Consider the following 1,235-nt stretch of genomic DNA (forward strand, 5'->3'; position numbering starts at 1 on the left):
TTCGCATCGCTGCGTCTTCTCGACAGCCGCTCATCGCTTGCCAGCGTCGATAGTTCTCGCTCGAGGCGATAGATCTCCGCGATACGACGCAGCGCCTCCTCTGCGACGGCGCTCTTGCCGGAGTCGAGCAGCAACTCGTCAAACTTGCGTCTCGCGTGAGCAAGGCATCCCGCGGCCGTGCGTCCGGGCTCAGCACTCAGCACGCTGTCGTAGGCCTTGTATTCATCGCGCACCAGCGTACCGCGCCAACTTCGCTCGTCCTGATCGCCCTGTGTCGTGCCAAGGAACGCGATCGGGAACTGCGCGCCGCGCCCCACGCAGAAGTCATAGATCACGCCCGGCACCGGATCGAAGGCTCCGCGCGCATAGGCCCAGACGTAGGCCTTCCTGGTCTTGCCCCGGCCCGGGTCGAGCAAGGCCACCGGCGTCTCGTCGGCATGCAGCACCCGGGCCGAGAGCACGAAGCGCTTGTGCGCGTCGTACAGCGGCTCCAATGCCGCGCCGCCGCGCCCGGACCAGGCCGCCAATGTCGAGCGCGGCGTGTGCACGCCCGAGCGCGCGTTGATCACCTCCTGGCGGTAGTACGGCAGGTGGTCCACGAAGCGGCTGATCAGCGTGTGTGCCACCAGGCCGGCCGCGGGCATGCCGCCGTCGATGAGCTGCGGCTCGACGGCCTCCTGCACCAGGCGCTGGCAGCAGCGGCAGGCCCACTTGCCGTACACGTGGCGGTGCACGAAGAACTCCGCCGGCACGATGTCCAGCTTCTCGCTAATGTCCTCGCCCACGCGCACCATCGGTTTGCCGCAGCCCGGGCTCGGGCAGGCGGTGTCCTCGGGCTCGTGGTCATGCTGCACGCGGCGCAGATGGTCGGGCAGAGGCTGGCGTCGTGGCTTGCGCTTGGACGAGGCGGCGTTGTCTTCCGGCGCGGTGCCCTTCGCCTGCTCCAGTAATGCCTTCAGAGCGGCCTCGTCCTCGGCCAGCGTCTCCTCAAACAGCCGGCGCTGCTCGGCGCTCATCGCCTCGGACTTCGCGCCGAACTTCCAGGCCTTGTGACGCGCCAGTTCGAAGGTGAGCTTCTCGAGCTTCGCGTCCTTCAGGCGGATGTCCTGCGCCTGGCGCTGGATGTGCTGCAGCATCTGCTGGGCGAGCGCCGCGACCGCATCGGGCGTCAGACCTTGAAGGTCTTCATCCTTGAGGTCGCGCAGGTCCTGCATGGGCACCCATCATGCAAGCCC

The 1,235-nt window shown here is 67.8% G+C and carries 1 protein-coding gene; it reads right to left on the bottom strand.

Annotated elements, in window-relative coordinates:
* On the bottom strand, positions 1–1,214 hold a 1,214-nt coding region (gene tnpC / locus APY03_RS10555; RefSeq protein WP_068676556.1), incomplete at its 3' end, for an IS66 family transposase.
* Between the last annotated feature and the right edge of the window lie 21 nt (positions 1,215–1,235).

Origin of the sequence: Variovorax sp. WDL1, assembly GCF_001541225.1 — a bacterium.
GTDB lineage: Bacteria > Pseudomonadota > Gammaproteobacteria > Burkholderiales > Burkholderiaceae_C > Variovorax.